Genomic DNA, 18,970 nt, shown 5'->3' with positions numbered 1-18,970 from the left:
TTCAAGATTACGCGCCGAACTCCACGGACTCGGTGGTCCAGGCACGCGCCTGCCCGCTGAGTGTCACGCCCAGGCCGGGGCGATCCGGGACGATCATGCGGCCGTCCTTCGTCTCCAGCCGTTCCTCGAAGAGCGGATCGAGCCAGTCGAAGTGCTCCACCCACGGCTCGGTGGGATAGGCGGCTGCGAGGTGGAGGTGGATTTCCATTGCGAAGTGCGGCGCCAGGCCCAGGCCGCGCTCATCCGCGAGGGTTGCCAGGCGCAGGAACTGCGTGATGCCGCCGACGCGCGGTGCGTCCGGTTGGATGATGTCGCAGCCGTTGGCGTTGATGAGGCCCTTGTGTTCGGCCACCGAGGCAAGCATTTCGCCGGTGGCGATGGGCGTGTCCAGGACCTGCGCAAGGTGGGCGTGGCCCTCGAAGTCGTACGCGTCCAGGGGTTCTTCGATCCAGATGAGGTTGAATTCCTCCAGTTGGCGGCCCATGCGCAGGGCGGTGGCCCTGTCCCACTGTTGGTTGGCATCCACCATGAGTGGAACGTCCCAGCCGACGTGTTCGCGGACGCCGGCCACCCTGCGGAGGTCTTCCTTGGAGTTGGGCAGGCCGACCTTGATCTTGATGCCGCCGATGCCTTCCTCGATGGACTGGGTGGCACGAGCTTTGACCTCCTCCAACGTGGCGTTCAGGAAGCCGCCTGATGTGTTGTAGGTCCTGACGGAATCGCGGTAGGAGCCGAGGAGCTTGGCCAAGGGGAGCCCGGCACGTTTGGCTTTGAGGTCGTACAGTGCAATGTCGACGGCGGCAAGCGCTTGGGTGGCGACGCCGGAACGGCCCACCGATGCGCCGGCCCAGAGGAGCTTGGCGTAGATTTTGCCGATGTCGTTCGGGTCCTCGCCGATCAGGCCCTGGGCAACTTCCTTGGCATGGGCGTACTGCGCGGGGCCGCCGGCCCGCTTCGAATAGCTGAAGCCAAGGCCACTATGGCCCTGTTCCGTGGTGATTTCGGCGAAGAGGAAGACCACCTCGGTCATGGGCTTTTGCCGGCCTGTGAAGACCTTGGCGTCACTGATGGGCACCGCGAGGGGTAGCCGTGCAGTGGATAGTTTGACGTGGCGGACAAGGTCGACGGGGCTCATGGGGTCTCCTAAGTGACAAGTTGCTACTTAGGATACAAGTCGCCTACTTGTGTTACAAGAGTGCGACGACGTTTGGCTGCTTCCCGGGGTTTGGTCGCCACCACAGCGCCAACGGACGTCAGAACCAACAACACCGCCCACCAAGGGAAACCAGGATCGATCGACTGGCTTGGCAGGGCTGTTCCGCCTGCAGCTGACGGTCCGTCGACGCGCTCACCACGCACTAGGAGCCTGTGGCTGTTGACTCCCGTGGGAGTGCAGGTCACCAAAGTCACGTAGTCCTTGCCATCGACCTTTCGGAGGTCGTCGGTCTTCTCCGGCAACACTGTGAGGATTTGGTCCACTTTGTAATACAAGGTTTCGCCCAGGACGCTGAGGGTGAAGGTATCGCCCACGGCCACCCTATCCAGGTCATCGAAGAGCTTGGCGCTGACAAAACCTGAATGCGCCGTGATCACGCTGTGGCTGCCGGTACCCCCTACAGGCAGGCTGGAACCTACAAGGTGGCCTGCTCCCTTGGCAAGGGTGGCTTCGTCCGTGTCATGGAAGATGGGGAGGTCAGTGTGGATGGACGGAATGCTGATACGCGCCATCATGCCGCCCGGACCCACGTCGAGCAGCTTGCGGTACGTCTCCGAATCTGCGCTCACGGGCGACCGTCCGCCGTCTTCGTTCAAGGTGTAGGGGTCACGCAGCGGGCCCGAGGGAAGCTCCGCATTGAACTTGCGTGCTTCCTTCAACAGACTCTCCTGGGCGCCGGGTGAAAGGCTCTCGACCGTCTCCACATAACCACTGATTTCCGTTGCGTGGATACGGTCTGAAAACCACGCTGCCGCGGTGGGGTACAGGAGCACGCCGACGCCGATGATGGCGAACAACACCACCAGGACCCGCTGCCAGCTCCAGCGTTGGCGGCCGTGTTGGTGCGGGGGAGACGATTCGGGCTGGGTCATGTTTCTCCTGGGATGTACTGATGACAGCAAAGTGGGGAAGGACGGCGCTGGCCGTTCTTCCCCACTTTGTTCTGGATGGAGACGGGCTCCTGGGACTGCTAGTTGTTGCTTGCCTTGCGGGAGCGGGCGAACAACAGGACAGCACCGCCAAGGATCAGGGCGCCGGCAATGTAGAGGACGCTCGTTCCGGGGCCACCGGTGAACGGCAACTCAAAGCCCGAGTTGGACGGGACGTTCTTGACCTGCAGGTCAATTCCCACGGGCGTCGTGGTGGCATTGATCAGGAAGGAGATCGGTTCTGCGAGCAACTCGTACCCGGCAGGTGCCTGGGTTTCAACCAGGTAGTAGGTACGGAAGTCGGCATCGCCCGGTGCAACGGCAACGCCATTGGCCCAATCGGAGTAACGCAGACCGGATACGGTCAGCGTTCCATCGGCAGCAACGGTGAACTCGGTCTCGCCGTTCAGGCTGATCGGGTTGGTGCCGGCCTCGGCGTCCGCCTGGTTGGTGTAGATGGAGAAGGAGGCTCCAGCCAGGGCTGCGCCGTTCTGATCAACCTTCTCAAGGGTGATGTCACCCCACTTGGTGACAACCGGAGGCGTGACGATCGGGCCGCCGGGCTGGCCCGGGGCGATGGTGAAGCTGGCAGCGTTCGGGTAAACCAAAGCCTCGTTCTCGATCTCACCAATGGTGTTGACCGTGGTGCCAACAACCATCTTCACGCGGCTGTCCGTGTGGGCCTCCAGCACGGCCAGACCGGCCGGGGTGAATTCAACGGAGACGGTGTTGGACGCGGCATCGAAGGTCACCGTGTAGTCGACACCTTCGGTGAGGACCGTGCCGTCAACCAGGCTGAGCGTGGTGCTGACGTACGTCAGCTTGTCGTCGAGCTGGTCAACGATCTTGTAACCGTCGATGACTTCCTCATTGGGGATGTCGCCGGTGATGGTGAAGTCGATCTGGTCGCCCAGTTTGACGTCGGAGGCATCGGTGACGGTCTTTTCTGCCCCGCTGACCGAGTTCTTCGGGTAAACGTGGACGTCATAGAGCCAGTTGTCCTGGTTGTCCGGGTCCGTCAACGGAATGGACACCAGGAACGGTGCCGACGGCGTCACACCGGCGGGGTAGTTGGTCTCAGTGACGAGGTACAGGCCCACGGGCAGGTTTGCGAAAGCCGCAGTACCCTGGCCGTCGGTGGTCTGTACCTGACCCGCGCCGAGGCTGTAGCCGGCACCGGTGATGGACCCTTCGGGATCCGAGGGGGAGAACACGCTGCTCAGGTTATGTGCGGCGTCCCATCCGGCGTTGGAGGCGAGGTCGAGGGTGTTGACCTGCTGGACCGTGAATTCAATGCCGCTCAGCGGCGTCAGGCCCGTGGTATCCACGGAGGTGCCGTTGTTCGGCAGGCCCGTGGGAGTGGTGGGGCGTTCAAACTTGTGGACAGTGATGGAACCGGTCTGGTCAGGGTCTACCACTGGGGCGGCGGTGGCCGGCGCGACGGAGAAGGTCATTGCCAGCACCGCCCCGGTAAGCGTTGCGGCGGCGGTCTTCAATAACCGCCGGGAGCTTGGGTTACTCACTCTTTTTCCTCTTTCTGTTTATTGATGGTGCAGATGCTCGGAAGTGAACATTCAGGGCCGGGCGACCCAAGGGAACGGACCGCCCGGTGGTCTTAGGTGATGGGTTGCTGCTTGCGCTTGCCCCGGAGGCCCGGGGATGCCAGGACGACGGCAAACAGGAGGAGCGCTGAACCGGCCACGGTGAAGGGCCACCAGCCGATTCCGCCCGATTCCGGGAGCTTCAGCGCGGGAACGTCCTTGACCGTGAGCAGGAAGATGCCGTCTCCATTGGCATCGCTGGCCGCGACAACGCCACCACCGCTGCCTTGGCCAAGAGTCACGGAGCCGCCGGCGGCAATGGTGAATTGCACGGGTTCCGCGAGCAGGTTGAAGCCGACCGGGGCTGCGGTTTCTTCCAGCCAGTACACGCCCGGCTGGATGCCTTCGAGCTGGAATTGTCCGGTCTGGCCTGCGATTGCCGCGACCGTGTAGGACGTGTTGACCGCTCCGGGAGCTCCGCTGGCATCGTCGTGGATGGCCCAGCTGGACCCATCCATGGGAACCCAGGTGGACGCGGATGATTCGCCGATCTTCTCGATCAGGATCTTGGCCGGCGTCCGGTGGGTCGTGGTGCAGTCGGCTGTGGGCGTTCCCGATCCGGTGGCGCACTGCTGGGGCGGTATCGCACCGCTGCCGGTGACCGTGTTGACCAGCGTGGAGTTCCACGCATCCTCGTTGACCGTGACGCTGTATTGCAGGGTGGCGGTCTGCCCGGCGGGAAGCGTGAAGGGTGCAGTGGTGAGCGTGGTGGACGGTGAGGCCGGGTCAGCCACAGGAGTCGGAGCGCCAGGCCCAATGGTCAGGAGCGCCGAGCCGTTCACGAAGGTGGCCTTATTGAGGACTCCGGAGAGGTTGTCCGTGAGCACAATTCCGCTGATTTGACCCACCACGCTCGTTGCGGTGACGGTGTAGGTGATGGTGTCGCCCGGGTTCACGAACTGCCCGACGGCGGTCCCGCTGCCGTTGACGGTGGCCGTCTTCTTGATGGTCCAAGCGGGATCGGCGGGGACTTCGGCATCATCGTTGTCCGTCACCGGATTGCCGAGGGGCGGGTTGCCGGTCACCGTGGCGGTGTTCGTCAGCAGGCCGCTGGTGACATCCATGGCACTGATGACGTACGTGGCCGTGGCGGTCACGGTTTGGCCCGGGAGCAATATGCCAGGGAGACCTGGCCAGGTGTAGGAGAGGGCGCTCATGTTGCCGGTGCCTGAGAACTGGGTCTCGTTGATGACCACTCCGGTCAGCGTGACGTTTCCCGTGTTCTGGGCGGTGAAGGAGTAGGTGGCTGTTTCGCCTGCAACCATGGTGGTCTTGTCGACTGACTTCACCAGCGAAATGGATGGGGCGGGCACGATTGCCGGGGAGATGGTGAAGGTATAGTCCTCAACTTCGCCGGAATCGGAAGCCCCGATGGGGACCTGCGTTTGGGTGCTGTTGTACCCCACACGGAAGCGCGCGTAAGTATCTCCGGCCGTTACGCCTGAGAGCCCCGTCCAGTTGAGCGTTGCCTGCGTTGCCCCCGCTGCGAAGGTTGCGCAGGCCCGCTCGGCAGGGGTGTCAAAGCGGCCGTTTTTGTTGAAGTCGATCCATCCGCAGACCGTGCCTGCTTTGCTGGCGCCGCTGATGGCAACCGTGGTGGAGTAAGTGCTTGTTCCGGCCGCGAACGGTGCAAGGGTCACGCCGTCGTCGTTTTGGTCCAGGGCCGCCGAAGCGCTGGCGTTGGGTGAGGACGTGCCGTTGGCCACCATTGCGTTGTCCTCGGTGACGTTCGGTCCCAGTGCGACGTCGGAAAGGATGGCGCGCGCTGCGTTGTTTTGGTCGTAGGAGGCCGGTGCGTCGCCGAAGTCCTGCGGCACTGTCATGGCAACGACGTAGTTGTCGCGGTTGTGCAGCGGCTTCGAGATGTCGTTCTCGGTGTAGCCCGGCAGGGTTGCGCTCACAGGAACGAAGACACCGGTGACGTTGAAAGTCACGCTGGTCACGATGCCGTTGATGCGGACGGAACCACATCCCGCCGTAGCCTGCGCAGCCACCGGAGTCGGCGTGCCGCCCTGTACGCCGGAAGTACAGGAGACTCCCGAGTTGTGGTTGATGTTGGTGATCGAGTTTCCCGAGACGGCGAGGTTGCCGCCGGAAAGCTTGGTGAGGCTCAGGCCGGGAGTAGCAAGGTTGAGGATCGCGTGATACTGCGACTGCGCGTCAATAGTGTTGTTGCCGTTTTCATCCCAAAAGACATTGCCGCCCAGCCCGGCGATATTGAGCACGGGGTTCCGCACGGGCTGGTTGAAGGACATGGTGAGAGATCCCAGACCGCTGCAGGTTCCGGACGCCGGGCAGTTGTTGGTGAGCTCGGTGACGATTTCCACACCGGGCGTATTGTTCGCCATCCCCTGTTGGTAGTCGGAGGCAACGTAGCCGCGGCTGTCCATACTGGCCCCACCGACCACCCCGGTCAGCCCGCCAATGGTATAGGTGGTGGTCAAATTGGATCCGGGCATGGTCAAAACAGCCTGCCCGGGAGAAACGGCGGCGCTGTTTTGGGCTACTTGATAAGCCTGGGCAGGGGTCACGGCGCCTGGGATCGCACTGGCAAGCATCCCCAAGAGGACCACCAATGTGGCGATAAAGGCTCTCGCCTTCTTTGATGTTGACTTAAACAACGTCTTCCCTTCAGCGTCTTTCCGGAATTGGCGCGGCCGCTCGATGTGGACGCAGGCCAGGGGCCATGAGGCTGTCCGATGCGATCGGACCGGATATCGCTGTTAAAGGCGGCTGAGAGGGCGAATTGTGTTGTCGAAACGAATGTGACCTTAGTCACGAGTATTCACAGACAGCAGGGGCGCAGCCCGAGCCTGCGGGGAGGCCATGCATTCAGGCTCCGGGGCGCGACAATATGGCCGCGCTCATGAGGGCGGCTTTTGAAGGGGTCCGGCTATTGCCGCAGGGCTCCAAGTCCGGCTATGAGTGCCTCCAGCCCGAGGCTGAAGGCGACGTTCGTGGGCATTGCGTGGCCCTCGGCGGCAAGCCGGTCCACTGCGGCGGTGAAGTTGGGTACCCGATCCGCCAGGCTGCCCGCGTCGAAGATGTCCTCCGGCGCATTGACGTCGTAGGCCGCCCCGAATACAAAGGCCTCCAAGGCGACGATCGCAGAGATGATCCGCTCCTCGGGGAACCCGGCATCGCGGAATCCTGCCGTGACGGCCTCATACATGGCCAGCGTTTTGGGGGCGTTGGCAACGGGCAGGACGGCGATGACCGGGATGAGGGGCGTGTGCTTGGAAAAGACGTCCCGGTACGACCATGCCCATTTGCGGACGGCGACGTCCCAGGGTTCGGTGCCAAACGCCGATACATCCACCATGGCAGCCAGGTGATCCTCGAGAAGCAGCAGTACGTCGTCCTTGGAGGAAACGTGGTTATAGAGGGCGGACGGCGCTACGCCCAGCGATTTGGCGAGGGCCGCCATGGTGAGTCCGTCGTAGCCCTTGGCGCTGATCAACTCGAGTGCCGCCGTCGTGATGCCGTTCTGGTCCAAAACCCGCGCTACGGGGCGGCCGGCGCGTCGCCGGGATTTACCGGCGGGAGCGGCGCCGACAGTTGAAGGCGCGGCGTCGGGGGTGGGTGCGGGCATCGGAAGCCTTTCTGCTGCCATTGTCCCCAGCATTATTCCATTGCAGCTCTTCCCAGCAGATGAAGCCGGCGCTACTATGGGTATAAATGAATGACATTCATTTATTGGCCAGCCACCACCCGGCGGCCACGGAAAGGACATCATGCAGAATCTTGATCGCGACGTTGTGATCGTCGGTGCCGGTCCGTCAGGGTTGACGGCCGCGCGTGAACTGAAGAAGGCAGGACTTAGCGTTGCGGTACTCGAAGCCCGCGACCGCGTAGGTGGCCGCACATGGACCGATACGGTCGACGGAGCCATGCTGGAAATCGGCGGCCAGTGGGTTTCCCCGGACCAGACCGCACTCATGGCACTGCTCGAAGAGCTCGGTCTGGAGATGTACCCGCGCTACCGTGACGGAGAATCCGTCTACATCGGAGCGGACGGCAAGCGCGTCCAGTACACCGGCGACACCTTCCCGGTCAGCGAGACCACCAAAGCCGAGATGGACAAGCTGGTGGGGATTCTGGACGAACTCGCCGCGGAAATCGGTCCGACCGAACCCTGGGCCCATCCGAAGGCCCGTGAGCTGGACACCATCTCCTTCCACCACTGGCTCCGCCGGAACTCCCACGATGAGGAAGCCTGCAACAACATCGGCCTCTTCATTGCCGGCGGCATGCTCACCAAGCCCGCACATGCTTTCTCCGCCCTGCAGGCGGTGCTCATGGCCGCATCCGCCGGATCCTTCACCCACCTGACGGATGAGGACTTCATCCTGGACAAGCGGGTAGTCGGCGGCATGCAGCAGGTTTCCCTGTTGCAGGCGGCGGAACTGGGCGCCGACGTCGTTCTTAACAGCCCGGTGCGCACCATCAATTGGGAAGAAAACCGCGTGACGGTCGAATCGGATCGGGCAACCGTCAACGCGCGCTACGTGATCATGGCCGTACCGCCGAACCTGTACTCCCGGGTTTCGTTCAACCCGCCGCTGCCGCGCCGCCAGCACCAGATGCACCAGCACCAGTCGCTGGGCCTGGTCATTAAGGTGCACGCTGTGTACAAGACGCCGTTCTGGCGCGAAGACGGATTGTCGGGGACCTGCTTCAGCGCCGGTGCCCTGGTCCAGGAGGTTTACGACAACACCAACCACGGCGACACCCGCGGCACCTTGGTGGGCTTTGTCTCCGACGAAAAGGCCGACGCAGTCTTCGAACTCAGCGCTGAAGACCGGAAGAAAGCCATCCTGGAGTCGATCGCCGGGTTCCTGGGAGAGAAGGCCCTGGCCCCCGAGGTCTACTACGAGTCCGACTGGGGGTCGGAAGAATGGACCCGTGGGGCGTACGCCTCCAGCTACGATCTGGGCGGCCTGCACCGCTACGGCAAGGACCAGCACGCCAACGTGGGCCCGATCTACTGGTCTTCATCCGACCTCGCGGCCGAGGGCTACCAGCACGTGGACGGCGCCGTGCGCATGGGCCAGGCAACCGCCGCGCGCATCGTGGAAGCGGACAAACTGGCGTCTGTTCTGACCTAACCGGCGCTGGGGGTGCCCGCCGTGCCGGCGGGTACCCCTGCCGCGCGTTCAGCGGCGGCAAGGGCCTGGGCAAGGCGTTCGACGGCGGCACGGTAGTCGGTTCCGGCCGTCACCTTGCAGTGCTCGGCCTCCCGCATGGCTTGAGTAAGCGCGGCGGTTTCGGGCACCCGAACGTCGGACATTGCCGGGAAGTCAATGGCGAAAGCAGGGTCCAACTCGTAGGTGCGCCACTTGGTGAGGAGGGCCTGGTGCCAGGTGGCATCATCTGCGAAACCCGTACGACGGCGGGGCTCGGCAGCGCGGATACGCTCGACTTTGCGGATGGCCGCCAACGTGGCCGCCACCGTCGCGGCCGTGAGGGCAAGCATCACCAATCCGGCCGGTGCCCACTGCACGGCCGGAACCACAATCGCCGGCACCACCACAACGAGCCCGGCGAAGGCATCCCAAAAGATGGTGTCCGGCTCCGGCCCGCGGCCACGGGTCAGTTTTCGTTGCAGGACAATTGTGGTCGCCACGGTTGCAAGGACCAAAGCCAAGCCCCACATGACCATCATCGGAGCACCTCCCGGACGCAAAAGGCTGTGTTTTCAGTATGCGGTGCGTCGCGGAATTTGGGTACGGGTGCGGGGGCAATGACCCGAGTCCCGGGGCCGCCGTTCCTAGTGTCAGACCTGGCGCGTAGCCTTGGCCCATGAGACTGAAAATGTGCAGCATCCACGTCAAAGATCCCGCCACCGCCCACGCGTTCTACACCGGGACACTCGGTTTCGACACCCTCATGGCGATGCCCGAATACAACCTGTTCATCATCAAGAACCCCGGCGCTGATGACACCGCAACGGGCCTCCTGCTGGAACCCAGCGACAACCCGATCGGTGCCAACTACATGAATGCCGTGTACGACGCCGGGATGCCGGCTGTGGTGCTGGGCGTGCCCGACGTCCGGGCCGAGTACGAGCGTCTGTTGGCCGCCGGCGTGGTGTTCAAGGGCGAGCCCGCCGAGGATCCATCCGGTATCAGTGCAGTGTTCGACGACGGCTGCGGGAACTTCGTGCAGCTGCACCAGGACTAGTTGCACAGCAATGGCCGGGACGCTGGAGTCCCGGCCATTGCTTGGTGCTACGAGTTGCGCTTGGTTCCCTTGGGAGCTTCGCGTTTGGCGGCGGCATTCTCCCGGGCTTCCTTGGTGGCCGCTTTCTTTCGCTTCTCTTCCTTGACGCGCAGCGTTTCGGCGCGCACGGCGGCGTGCGTTGCACGCTCGACTACCAGCCACTGAGGCGGGGACTGGAGCAGCTCGGCGATTTCCGCCGTCGTCAGCGGTTCGGTGATGCCGCCGCGGGTGAGGCCGCTAATGGAGACGTTGAGTTTCTGCGCAACAACCGGCCGCGGGTGCGGTCCGTTGCGGCGCAGTTCGGCAAGCCACTCGGGCGGGTTGGCCTGGAGTTCGGCGTAAGCCTCGCGGGTGACGGGCGAGTCCTGGAACTCCTGGGGTGCAGCGGGCAGGTAGATGCCGAGTTTCTTGGCAGCTGTTGCCGGCTTCATGGTCTGGGAGTTCTTGGGAGTCATGCTTCAAGGGTATCTGGCCGGTACTGTGAGTGTGTGCCAGCCCCTGAAGAAGAGTCCCCCGAAACCAAAGAGCTCCGCTTCGCCTATGTGGCGGGAGTGACACCGGGCAAGTGGATCCGGCGGTGGGAAGAGCGGATGCCGCACGTCCCGCTGCACTCGTTCATGTCCGACGACGAAACCCAGCTTTCGGTGCTGCGTGACGGTTCAGCGGATCTGAGTTTTGTTCGCCTGCCCGTGGATCGGGAAGGCCTGAACCTCATTCCCCTGTATGAGGAGCAGCAAGCGGTAGTGGCGCCGAAAGGCCACGAGATCTCGGTGTTCGAGGAGGTCGCGCTGGAGGACCTTTCAGAGGAGAACCTCCTCGACGTCGCTGAAATGGGCGGGCCGGAGATGGCCCTCCAGGTGGTGGCGTCGGGGGCCGGTTTGGTGATCCTTCCCATGCCCGTGGCCAGGCACCTGAACAACAAGCAAACGGTGAGTCGCCGGCTCTCCGGAGCTCCGGGGACGCAGATCGGTCTCGCCTGGCTTGCGGGTACTGACAGTGAAGAGGTCGAGGAGTTCATTGGCATCGTGAGGGGCCGGACGGCGCAAAGCTCGCGGCAGCCGTCGGCGCAGAAGGAAAAGCCCAAGAAAGCTCCCAAGCCCGATCGACGCGGGTCTTCGGCCGGGAAGAAACCGGGCGTTGCGCAGCGCTACGCACCCAATCCGGATAAGGGCCGGGGCAGGGGTTCACGCAAGAAGGGGAAGCGCTGATCTACTGGCCGTGGACGGATGCCTGCTGCTGTTCCGAGCGGTTGAGGTAGGCAAGCAGGAGATCGCCGGCTTTTTCCAGCTCGCCGTGCTCCAGGGCTGAACAGATTTTCTCGTTTTCCTCGAGCCAGTCGCTGTAGAAATTCGCGTCGACTGTTGCCTTGTGGAAGTACAGCCGCATCTCAGCGAGCACCTGCTTCATGATCGCGTTCAGGCGGGCGCTTTCGGCCAGGGCCACGATCGCTCCGTGGAAATGCTGGTTGGCGCTCCCCAGGCCGTCGTTGTCATTCGCAGCTGCCGCGCGCTTTCCCTCTTCGACGGCCGCCCTGACGGCAGCTATGCGCTCGGGTGAACCGCCCGCGCGGATCGAGCTGACTTCGATCGCGCGGCGGACTGTGTAAACGTCATGGATGTCGCCGGGCTCCAGCGTCGCCACATAAACGCCACGGTTGGGCTGCCGGATGAGCAGGCGTTCACTGGCCAGTTCGGCGAAGGCCTCCCGGACCGTGTTGCGGGAGACGCCGAGGTCTTCGGCAACGGTTGCCTCGGTCAGTTTCGCTCCCGGAACCAGGAAGCCCTCGGCCAATTGGTAGCGGAGTTCCTCGGCCACGCGCTCCGCGACGGACGGTACCCGCATCCGGACCCGTGCGCGGGCACTGTCCAGGCCGGGGTGCTCATTCGTTTGCTGCTCTGCTCCGGCCATAGACCAAAATTACATGATTGCCGAAAATTAGGATCGCTGGATTGTTGAACAATCCGGCGATCTGGTGCATTCTTGATGTAACGCACATCACGAGGCAGGGATCACAGCATGGCAATCATTGACCTGAACAGCGACGTCGGAGAAGCCTTCGGACGCTGGACGCTTGGTGACGATGAAGCCATCTTCCGGTCCGTCTCCAGTGCCAACGTTGCGTGTGGATTCCACGCCGGTGACCCCGGCGTCATTCGCGCCACGTGCGAGAAGGCGGTGGAGGCCGGCGTCGTCATCGGCGCCCACGTGGGCTACCGCGACCTTGCAGGTTTCGGCCGCCGTTTCCTGGACATCGACCCCAAGGAACTCGCGGACGACGTCGTGTACCAGATTGGTGCGCTGCAGGCGCTGGCCGCTGTCTCAGGCGGTCGCGTTGAATACGTGAAGCCGCACGGCGGGCTTTACAACACGATCGTGAAGCACACAGCGCAGGCCCGCGCCGTAGTGGAGGCCGTCAAGTCGGTGGACCCCAACCTGCCGATACTCGGCCTGCCGGGATCAGAGGTCCTGCGCCTGGCCGAGGAAGCCGGACTGCGCGCCGTCTCTGAAGCTTTCGCCGACCGCGCTTACAACCCGGACGGCACGCTGGTTTCCCGCTCGCAACCCGGCGCCGTGCTGCATGATCCCGTAGAGGTGGCCGAACACGTCCTGCGTATGGCCACCGAACAATCCGTACGGACCATTGATGGTTCCGTCCTCACCATCCGCGCAGAGAGCATCTGCGTCCATGGAGACTCACCGGGGGCCGTTGCCATGGCCACTGAAGTGAAGTCCGCACTGATCGACGCCGGTGTCAGCATCGGCTCGTTCCTCTAGCCATCAGGCCCCCCTTCATCCCCTCCGGAGGAAACCATGACCAGCACCAACAAGGCAGCCAAGGCCGTGACAAGGAAGCCACCGGCCGGCGCCCTTAAGGCGTACGTCGCCAGCCTCACCGGCACGTCGCTCGAGTACTACGACTTTGCGATCTACTCGGTAGCGTCGGCACTCGTGTTCCCCAAGATCTTCTTCCCGGCAGGGGATGAGTTCGTTGCACTGCTCCTGTCCTTCTCGGCCTTTGCAGTGGGCTACCTGGCACGCCCCATCGGCGGCGTCGTCTTCGGGCGCCTGGGGGACAAGATCGGGCGTAAATACGTCCTGGTCTTCACCCTGGTGCTGATCGGCATCGCGACTGTCCTGATCGGCGCACTGCCGGATTACTCCGTGATCGGCGTGGCCGCACCGACTATTCTGGTGCTCCTCCGCCTGGCCCAAGGCATCGGCGTCGGTGGTGAGTGGGGCGGCGCCGTGCTGCTTTCCAGCGAGTTCGGTGACCCGAACAAGCGCGGATTCTGGTCCTCCGCCGCCCAGATCGGTCCGCCGGCCGGTAACCTCCTGGCCAACGGCGTGCTTGCCGTCCTGGCCGCAACGTTGAGCAACGAGGCATTCCTGTCCTGGGGCTGGCGCGTAGCCTTCCTGGCGTCGGCGCTTCTGGTGGCCTTCGGCCTGATTATCCGCCTCAAGCTGGAAGAAACCCCGGTCTTCAAGGCAATCCAGGCCCACGGTGAGCGTCCCAAGGCTCCCATCAAGGAAGTCTTCACCACCGAGCCCAAGGCCTTGGTCTCCGCAGCGCTTTCCCGCGTATGCCCGGACGTTCTGTATGCGCTCTTCACCGTCTTCGTGGCTGTTTACGCAACCAAAGAGCTGGGCATGACCACCGGCAACGTCCTCGCCGCCATTCTCATCGGTTCTGCGTTCCAGTTGTTCCTCATCCCGCTTGCCGGGGCAGTGACCGACCGCATCAACCGTCGATTGGTCTACGGCGTGACGGCCGCAGCTACCGCCGTTTTCATTCCGCTTTTCTTCCTGATGATCCAAGGCAAGTCGGTAGTGATGCTGACCATCGGCGTCGTGATCGGCCTGGCACTCCACGCCTTCATGTACGGTCCGCAGGCCGCCTTCATCACCGAACAGTTCCCCGCCCGCCTGCGCTATGCCGGCAGCTCCCTGGCCTACACGCTGGCCGGGGTCGTCGGTGGAGCCGTCGCACCTCTCATTTTCACGGCACTGTACGGAGCAGCGTCCGGCGGCTGGTGGCTGATTGCCGGTTACCTCCTGCTGACAGCCATCGTCACGATCGTCGGCATGCTCCTGGGCCGTGATCCCAAGCCTGAAGAGGAAGCCCGCCTCCTGGAGGGTTCGCACGCCTAATCGGCTGCGAAGCACATGATGGATACCGTGATGGAAACCGTAACCAGCAAGAAGGTCCGCTCCGTGAGGCCGGTAGGCACGCGCGCAGTGCTCGCGGAGTTGGACGGCCTTGCCGAGGTACTGGCCTTGCAGGACCTGCTCAACAGGAAGCCGCTTCCCGGCCAAGTGGACGTGCTGGCAGCTGCGGAAACGGTCATGGTGGTTGGCGAGTCAGCCTCCGCGACACGGGCCATCGGCGCCCGGCTCCTGCAGCTTGAACTGACAGCTCCGGACGTCACCGACTCCGGTTTGGTGGTGATCGAGACGGTGTACGACGGCGAGGACCTGGCTGACGTCGCGGAACTCACCGGCCTGAGCGTGGACGGTGTGGTGGCTGCGCACACGGGCCAGACCTGGACGGTCGCCTTCGCCGGGTTCGCCCCTGGATTCGGCTACATGGTGGGCGAGAACAATGCCCTGACGGTTCCCCGACGGGCCACCCCCCGGACGGCTGTTCCGGCCGGATCAGTGGCCCTCGGCGGGGAGTACTCCGCCGTCTACCCCCGCCGTTCCCCGGGCGGGTGGCAACTGATCGGCCGCACGGGAGCCCGCATGTGGGATCTGGAACGGCCCAAGCCCGCCTTGGTGCGCCCGGGCGACCGTGTGCAGTACCGGGCTGTCCGGGAAGTTGTCACTGCCTCGGCCCATGAGCCGGAATCCGATTCGGAGCACCACACTGAATCCGGTCTGCGCATTGTCAGCCCGGGAGTCCAAAGCCTCATCGAGGACCTGGGGCGCAGAGGCCATGGCCCTTTGGGAGTTTCGGCTGCGGGAGCCCTGGACCGCGCTTCCATCCGTCGCGCCAATCGCCTGGTAGGCAACGCGTCGACGGCAGCCGCCATTGAGTCAGTGGGCGGTGGACTTTCCATCGAGGCCATCGGCGATCAGGTGATTGCCGTGACCGGTGCGCCGACGGCGCTCACCGTCCAGTCGCCGTCGTGGGTTGACTCAGTGAATCACGACGGCGGTCCACAGCCAGGCGCGACGCGGACCGTCGGCATGGCCGCACCGTTCGCACTGCTCGATGGTGAAGTCCTCAGCCTTGGAGTGCCCGAATCCGGATTCCGGAACTACGTGGCGATCCGTGGCGGCATAGATGTTCCGGCGGTCCTGGGCAGCCGCTCTGCTGACACGATGTCCGGAATCGGGCCGGCGCCGTTGACGGTCGGCAAGGAACTGCGGGCCGGCAGTGACACTGTTTCCACCGCGGTGGGCAGTCCCGAGCTCCAGCCTGACTTTCCAGGTGCGGAGACCGTGACCGTGCTGGATGTGGTGCCTGGACCCCGCGCGGATTGGTTCGACCAGTCGGCCCTGGACTCGCTGGCAAGCCAGGATTGGGTGGTCACGCCGCAGTCCAACCGTGTGGGAATGCGCTTGGACGGGCAGCCCCTGGTGCGAACCCGCGACGGCGAACTCCCCAGCGAAGGGACCATGGCCGGAGCGCTCCAAATACCTCCCGCAGGCCTGCCAGTGCTGTTCCTCGCGGATCATCCCATTACGGGCGGCTACCCGGTGATCGGCGTAGTGCGCGACGAGCACCTTGACCGCGCCGCCCAAGTCCCGGTCGGCGGGAAAATCCGTTTCCGGCTGGTCCCGGATTCACCAGACTTCCAAACCCCGGAGAAGTGAGTTTTTAATGCGTAAGGTCCTGATTGCCAACCGCGGCGAAATCGCCGTCCGCGTGGCCCGAGCCTGTGACGATGCAGGCATCTCTTCCGTCGCCGTCTATGCGGACATTGACGCCGACGCGATGCACGTCGCCCTTGCTGATGAGGCATACAGCTTGGGTGGGAACAGCCCGGCCGACACATACCTCAACATCGGCAAACTGCTGGATGTGGCCGCAAAGTCGGGAGCGGACGCCGTCCATCCCGGCTACGGCTTCCTGTCCGAGAATGCCGACTTCGCGCAGGCGGTCATCGATGCGGGACTTGAATGGGTGGGACCCTCGCCGGAGTCCATCCGCCAGCTTGGCAACAAGATCACGGCCCGGGAGATCGCCGTCCGGGCCGGTGCGCCCTTGGTTGCGGGAAGCGACGGCCCGGTGGCTTCAGCTGCCGAGGCCCGTGCCTTTGCCGAAGCACATGGCCTGCCTATAGCCATCAAGGCTGCTTTTGGTGGTGGCGGTCGCGGACTCAAGGTGGTCCGTGAGCTGGCCGAGGTCGAGGAAGCGTTCGACTCTGCCGTCCGTGAAGCCGTGGTGGCGTTCGGTCGCGGCGAATGCTTTGTGGAGCAGTATCTCGACCGGCCGCGGCACGTGGAGGCGCAGATCATCGCCGACAAGCACGGGAACGTGGTTGTGGCGGGAACCCGGGATTGTTCGTTGCAGCGCCGGCACCAGAAGCTGGTTGAAGAGGCACCCGCTCCATTCCTGAGCGGAGAACAGCGGCACCAGATCTACGAGGCCTCAAAGGCGATCGTCCGTGAGGCCGGGTATTACGGCGCCGGAACCGTGGAGTTCCTGGTGTCCGCAGGAGGCGCTGTGGCCTTCCTCGAAGTAAACACCCGGCTGCAAGTGGAGCACCCTGTCACCGAGGAGACCGCCGGTGTGGACCTTGTCCAGGAACAGTTCCGTATTGCCTCAGGCTTGCCGCTAAGCATCACTGAGGACCCTTCCGCCCGCAGCCATTCCTTCGAGTTCCGCATCAACGCCGAAGACGTGGGCCGGGGATTCCTCCCGTCGCCGGGTACCGTCGCGTCCCTTGAAGTACCGGCCGGGCCGGGGATCCGGTGGGACTCGGGGGTGCGCGCAGGGTCAGTTGTGGCTCCGCAGTTCGATTCCCTCCTCGCCAAGTTGATCGTCACGGGTGCTGACCGCCAGCAAGCCCTTCGCCGGGCTCGCAGTGCCCTCGCCGAACTGAAGATCGTGGGTCTCCCTACCGTTGTGCCGTTCCACCGGGCAGTCCTTGAAGCCGAAGACTTTGTGGCAGCGGATGCCCTGCGCGTCCACACCCGTTGGATTGAGACCGACTTCGCGGACCGGATTCCCAACGATCCGGATTACTCCGTGGCTGCCTTCAACGGTGAGCGTCGGACCATCACCGTGGATGTTGACGGAAAGCGACTCGCTGTGGGCCTCCCGGCAGACCTTCTTGACGGTTGGGCCCGTTCCGGACAGGGTCTGCCTCCGGTATCGGGACTGGCCGATACGCCGGGTTCTGCCACCGGGGAAGCACCCGCCGGGTCTGCACTGGTAGCTGCGATGTCCGGCACAGTGGTCAAGTGGCTCGCCGAACCCGGTGACGAAGTAGCTGAGGGCGATCCCCTGGTGGTGCTGGAAGCCATGAAGATGGAGACCCAGGTCCCCGCACACCGGGGAGGGACACTCACCGAAGTCCTCTCGGCTCCGGGTGGAGTAGTCGCCACGGGTGCGGTCCTGGCTCACATCGAGTAGCTTGTTCCCGCGGTTGTGCTACTTGCCTGCGGGAGCGGCCACGCCCAGCACGCTGTCCAAGAGGCCATTCCGGAACTTGCCCTGAGGGTCATTGGCCTCCACCAGGGCACGGAAGTCCTCGAACCTCGGGTACAGCGCAGCGAAGTCGTAAAGCGACGGCGTGAAGAGCTTGCCCCAGTGCGGGCGGGAACCGAACGGCTGCAAGCTGCGTTCGAGCTCGGGAAGGAAAGCTTCAACTTCGGTCTGGAGCGGCTTCCACGTGAAGTGCAGGGCAACGCTTTGCTGTTGGTAGAAGGGGCTGAGCCAGAACTCGTCGGCAGCAATGGTACGGATTTCGGAAACAAAGAGGAGCGGAGCAAGCTTGTCCGCCAGGGCACGAACGGCCTGGAGGGCCGCAGGGGCATCCGTCAACGGGAGGATGAACTCGCTTTGCAGTTCTTCACCGTTGCTTGGCGTGAACTCGTGGCGGAAGTGGGGCAAGCGGTCCAGCCATTTGCCGGGCTCGTCCAGCTGGATAGTGCAGTTCTCCGCGGACATTCCCGGCAGCGGATGAAGCGCGGCCGGGGCAGCTGTGGTGCCAAAAAGATCAGGCAGCGCAGCTTCGGTGCCCAGCGCCTTCAGCCAAACCTGCGGGATCGAGTCTCCGGTGTAGTCGGTGAAGAAGCTGACGCTGTAGGCGCTTGATGCGATGGTTTCGAAATCCGTCAGCGCCCGGTCCCAAGGCAGCCCCGTGAGCACGCGCTGCCGCATCCCGAAGCTCGGGCGGACTGCCAACTCAAGGCCCGTGACAATTCCCATCGCCCCCAGCCCGACTACTGTTGCAGCGAATTCAGGGTCATCCCGGGTGAGCGTCACCAGTTCGCCGGAAGCTCGGACCACGTCCAAACTCACCACCGCTTCAGCCAAGGACGGGTTTTGGACGCCGCTGCCGTGCGTGCCGGTCTGGATAGCTCCGGCTACTGAGATGTGGGGCAGGGAGGCAAGGTTGTGGATGGCATAGCCCTGCTCTTCAATCGTCCGGCACAGGGCGCCGTAGCTGATGCCGCCGCTCACCTTGACCGTCTTCCGGTCCTCGGAAAGCGTGATCTCCTGGGGGAGTGCGTCCAGCAGAATGTGCGTGCCACTGGTATCGGCCACCGTGTTGAACGAATGCCGGGAACCAAGTGCCTTGACGCGCGAGGCATTGGCCACGAGCTCTTGGACCTCGCTAACCGAAGAGGGGCGGTGCACGGCTGCGGACGAGTACTGGAGGTTTCCGGCCCAGTTCTTCATGGTTTGATCTTCCTCTGCTTTGGCGAACTCACTCCGTCGATTGTTTGCGCTCACAAAGACGCCGTCAAGGGGAGTCCATTCCGGTGGGACGGCCCCTTGCCTCCCAAGTGGGTCGCATTTGTGCGCGTTTACAGGGGTCAGAACGCGC

16 protein-coding genes are annotated in these 18,970 nt (G+C 63.8%); 7 read left to right on the top strand and 9 right to left on the bottom strand.

Features of this window, described 5'->3' with window-relative positions; all coding sequences use genetic code 11:
* Positions 1-7 precede the first annotated feature (7 nt).
* The 5 genes from HMI59_RS20850 to HMI59_RS20830 all read right to left on the bottom strand — a co-directional run bounded on the left by HMI59_RS20850 (position 8) and on the right by HMI59_RS20830 (position 7,371).
* Entirely contained in the window at positions 8-1,135 is a 1,128-nt protein-coding gene (locus tag HMI59_RS20850; protein ID WP_193592403.1) for a mandelate racemase/muconate lactonizing enzyme family protein, read from the bottom strand.
* Positions 1,136-1,158: 23 nt separating this feature from the next.
* Positions 1,159-2,088 carry a class C sortase gene (locus HMI59_RS20845; RefSeq protein ID WP_193592402.1) on the bottom strand — a complete coding sequence of 310 codons (930 nt, stop codon included), beginning with the start codon at positions 2,086-2,088 and terminating at the stop codon, positions 1,159-1,161.
* Positions 2,089-2,186: 98 nt separating this feature from the next.
* Entirely contained in the window at positions 2,187-3,668 is a 1,482-nt protein-coding gene (locus HMI59_RS20840) for a SpaH/EbpB family LPXTG-anchored major pilin (RefSeq protein ID WP_193592401.1), read from the bottom strand.
* A 92-nt stretch (positions 3,669-3,760) separates the two neighbouring features.
* Entirely contained in the window at positions 3,761-6,190 is a 2,430-nt protein-coding gene (locus tag HMI59_RS20835; RefSeq protein ID WP_227471476.1) for a GEVED domain-containing protein, read from the bottom strand.
* Between the two features lie 449 nt (positions 6,191-6,639).
* On the bottom strand, positions 6,640-7,371 hold the full coding sequence (locus tag HMI59_RS20830; RefSeq protein ID WP_193592400.1) for a TetR/AcrR family transcriptional regulator: 732 nt from the start codon (positions 7,369-7,371) through the stop codon (positions 6,640-6,642).
* Between the two features lie 109 nt (positions 7,372-7,480).
* Between HMI59_RS20830 and HMI59_RS20825 the strand changes: the two genes are divergently transcribed.
* Positions 7,481-8,854 (top strand): NAD(P)/FAD-dependent oxidoreductase, encoded by a 1,374-nt coding sequence (locus HMI59_RS20825; RefSeq protein WP_193592399.1) that lies wholly within the window; start codon positions 7,481-7,483, stop codon positions 8,852-8,854.
* On the opposite strand, the gene HMI59_RS20820 is transcribed toward HMI59_RS20825, so the two are convergent.
* Positions 8,851-9,411 (bottom strand): hypothetical protein, encoded by a 561-nt coding sequence (locus HMI59_RS20820; protein WP_193592398.1) that lies wholly within the window; start codon positions 9,409-9,411, stop codon positions 8,851-8,853. The two genes, HMI59_RS20825 and HMI59_RS20820, sit on opposite strands and share 4 nt — an antisense overlap.
* Before the next feature lie 137 nt (positions 9,412-9,548).
* Here HMI59_RS20820 and HMI59_RS20815 point away from each other — a divergent pair, with 137 nt between their 5' ends.
* Positions 9,549-9,929 (top strand): VOC family protein, encoded by a 381-nt coding sequence (locus HMI59_RS20815; RefSeq protein WP_031216767.1) that lies wholly within the window; start codon positions 9,549-9,551, stop codon positions 9,927-9,929.
* 47 nt (positions 9,930-9,976) lie between these two features.
* Here the strand turns inward: HMI59_RS20815 and HMI59_RS20810 are convergent, their stop codons facing one another.
* Complete coding sequence (locus HMI59_RS20810) at positions 9,977-10,423, bottom strand: DUF5997 family protein (RefSeq protein WP_062094416.1); 447 nt, start codon at positions 10,421-10,423, stop codon at positions 9,977-9,979.
* Between the two features lie 33 nt (positions 10,424-10,456).
* Here HMI59_RS20810 and HMI59_RS20805 point away from each other — a divergent pair, with 33 nt between their 5' ends.
* Positions 10,457-11,176, top strand: a complete 720-nt coding sequence (locus HMI59_RS20805) for a LysR family transcriptional regulator substrate-binding protein (protein WP_370583553.1) — start codon at positions 10,457-10,459, stop codon at positions 11,174-11,176.
* A gap of 1 nt (position 11,177) precedes the next feature.
* On the opposite strand, the gene HMI59_RS20800 is transcribed toward HMI59_RS20805, so the two are convergent.
* Complete coding sequence (locus tag HMI59_RS20800) at positions 11,178-11,876, bottom strand: GntR family transcriptional regulator (RefSeq protein WP_193592397.1); 699 nt, start codon at positions 11,874-11,876, stop codon at positions 11,178-11,180.
* Between the two features lie 108 nt (positions 11,877-11,984).
* Here HMI59_RS20800 and HMI59_RS20795 point away from each other — a divergent pair, with 108 nt between their 5' ends.
* Genes HMI59_RS20795 through HMI59_RS20780 form a run of 4 tightly spaced genes read left to right on the top strand, consistent with a single transcriptional unit; the run spans position 11,985 to position 17,550 of the window.
* On the top strand, positions 11,985-12,743 hold the full coding sequence (locus HMI59_RS20795; protein ID WP_082694602.1) for a LamB/YcsF family protein: 759 nt from the start codon (positions 11,985-11,987) through the stop codon (positions 12,741-12,743).
* A 36-nt stretch (positions 12,744-12,779) separates the two neighbouring features.
* Entirely contained in the window at positions 12,780-14,117 is a 1,338-nt protein-coding gene (locus HMI59_RS20790) for an MFS transporter (RefSeq protein ID WP_193592396.1), read from the top strand.
* 18 nt (positions 14,118-14,135) lie between these two features.
* Positions 14,136-15,785, top strand: coding sequence for a 5-oxoprolinase/urea amidolyase family protein (locus tag HMI59_RS20785; RefSeq protein WP_193593848.1), 1,650 nt, complete (start codon positions 14,136-14,138; stop codon positions 15,783-15,785).
* A gap of 7 nt (positions 15,786-15,792) precedes the next feature.
* The gene (locus tag HMI59_RS20780) at positions 15,793-17,550 is read left to right on the top strand and encodes a biotin carboxylase N-terminal domain-containing protein (RefSeq protein ID WP_193592395.1); all 1,758 of its coding nucleotides are present in this window, start codon (positions 15,793-15,795) and stop codon (positions 17,548-17,550) included.
* An 18-nt stretch (positions 17,551-17,568) separates the two neighbouring features.
* Here the strand turns inward: HMI59_RS20780 and HMI59_RS20775 are convergent, their stop codons facing one another.
* Positions 17,569-18,822 (bottom strand): D-arabinono-1,4-lactone oxidase, encoded by a 1,254-nt coding sequence (locus HMI59_RS20775; protein WP_193592394.1) that lies wholly within the window; start codon positions 18,820-18,822, stop codon positions 17,569-17,571.
* Positions 18,823-18,970: the final 148 nt, after the last annotated feature.

It is taken from the genome of Paenarthrobacter sp. YJN-5, from assembly GCF_015040095.1.
GTDB classification, from domain to species: Bacteria; Actinomycetota; Actinomycetes; order Actinomycetales; family Micrococcaceae; genus Arthrobacter; species Arthrobacter ureafaciens.
This window is presented reverse-complemented; position numbering and strand designations above follow the sequence as displayed.

Bases quoted from the DNA above. Each gene is read 5' to 3' on its own strand.
- HMI59_RS20815 (WP_031216767.1), top strand. From the start codon at position 9,549: ATGAGACTGAAAATGTGCAGCATCCACGTCAAAGATCCCGCCACCGCC.
- HMI59_RS20785 (WP_193593848.1), top strand. From the start codon at position 14,136: ATGGATACCGTGATGGAAACCGTAACCAGCAAGAAGGTCCGCTCCGTG.
- HMI59_RS20780 (WP_193592395.1), top strand. From the start codon at position 15,793: ATGCGTAAGGTCCTGATTGCCAACCGCGGCGAAATCGCCGTCCGCGTG.
- HMI59_RS20850 (WP_193592403.1), bottom strand. From the start codon at position 1,135: ATGAGCCCCGTCGACCTTGTCCGCCACGTCAAACTATCCACTGCACGG.
- HMI59_RS20790 (WP_193592396.1), top strand. From the start codon at position 12,780: ATGACCAGCACCAACAAGGCAGCCAAGGCCGTGACAAGGAAGCCACCG.
- HMI59_RS20795 (WP_082694602.1), top strand. From the start codon at position 11,985: ATGGCAATCATTGACCTGAACAGCGACGTCGGAGAAGCCTTCGGACGC.
- HMI59_RS20825 (WP_193592399.1), top strand. From the start codon at position 7,481: ATGCAGAATCTTGATCGCGACGTTGTGATCGTCGGTGCCGGTCCGTCA.
- HMI59_RS20830 (WP_193592400.1), bottom strand. From the start codon at position 7,371: ATGCTGGGGACAATGGCAGCAGAAAGGCTTCCGATGCCCGCACCCACC.
- HMI59_RS20845 (WP_193592402.1), bottom strand. From the start codon at position 2,088: ATGACCCAGCCCGAATCGTCTCCCCCGCACCAACACGGCCGCCAACGC.
- HMI59_RS20810 (WP_062094416.1), bottom strand. From the start codon at position 10,423: ATGACTCCCAAGAACTCCCAGACCATGAAGCCGGCAACAGCTGCCAAG.
- HMI59_RS20820 (WP_193592398.1), bottom strand. From the start codon at position 9,411: ATGATGGTCATGTGGGGCTTGGCTTTGGTCCTTGCAACCGTGGCGACC.
- HMI59_RS20800 (WP_193592397.1), bottom strand. From the start codon at position 11,876: ATGGCCGGAGCAGAGCAGCAAACGAATGAGCACCCCGGCCTGGACAGT.
- HMI59_RS20775 (WP_193592394.1), bottom strand. From the start codon at position 18,822: ATGAAGAACTGGGCCGGAAACCTCCAGTACTCGTCCGCAGCCGTGCAC.